Source organism: Ruminococcus sp. AF20-12LB (assembly GCF_003478985.1).
In the GTDB taxonomy this organism is placed as follows: Bacteria; Bacillota; Clostridia; order Lachnospirales; family Lachnospiraceae; genus Blautia_A.
The window spans coordinates 1-564 of record NZ_QUGH01000041.1 but is presented as its reverse complement, the minus strand read 5'-3'; the positions used below and the strand labels follow the sequence as shown (position 1 = coordinate 564).

Annotated in this window: 2 pseudogenes; both read right to left on the bottom strand. The window is 37.9% G+C overall.

The features are described 5' to 3' along the window. Window positions 1-92: 92 nt before the first annotated feature. A pseudogene (locus DWX61_RS18755) lies at window positions 93-282 on the bottom strand (cysteine-rich KTR domain-containing protein). 51 nt (window positions 283-333) lie between these two features. Further along, window positions 334-564 (bottom strand): annotated as a pseudogene (locus DWX61_RS18750) (tetracycline resistance ribosomal protection protein); the annotation flags it as partial.

Genomic DNA, 564 nt, shown 5'->3' with positions numbered 1-564 from the left:
ACCCACCCGAATATCGTTTTTTTTATTTGGTGAGTTTGTTCTTTCAAATACGAAACAAAAAGAGCCGATGATTCGTGAATTGTTCCACAATTTCATCGGCTCTGCGTCTTAAGCGTCTGGCTCTTTGATGACAGTTATCTTCAAGTTGTCAACTTTAATCAATCTTTCTTGTCTGCATTTTGGACAATAAAGGGGATAATTCTCCAAAACAGTGTCCTTCCTAATTTTATTACGGGTTTTGCTCCCACAAACAGGACACAATATCCATTCGCATTTCATCATAATTAGTCTCTAATCCTTTCAAATCTCATTTTATATGACTTTTGCAAGCTGTTAAGCTAACTTGTGGAACATATGCCGAACCTTATCTATACGGCTATTCGGGCGGCGGGGTTGGCAAATAAATTTACCAATAGCTGTCTGGTATCCTTTTAACTCTGTCAAACAGACTCCCTGCCCATTTGTGAAATAAGTTAAATCGTTCCTGTATTCTTGAATACATCTGGCAGGGATTTCTCCTTTCAGAATGACCTCGTCATTCTTTATCTGAGTACTTACAATATC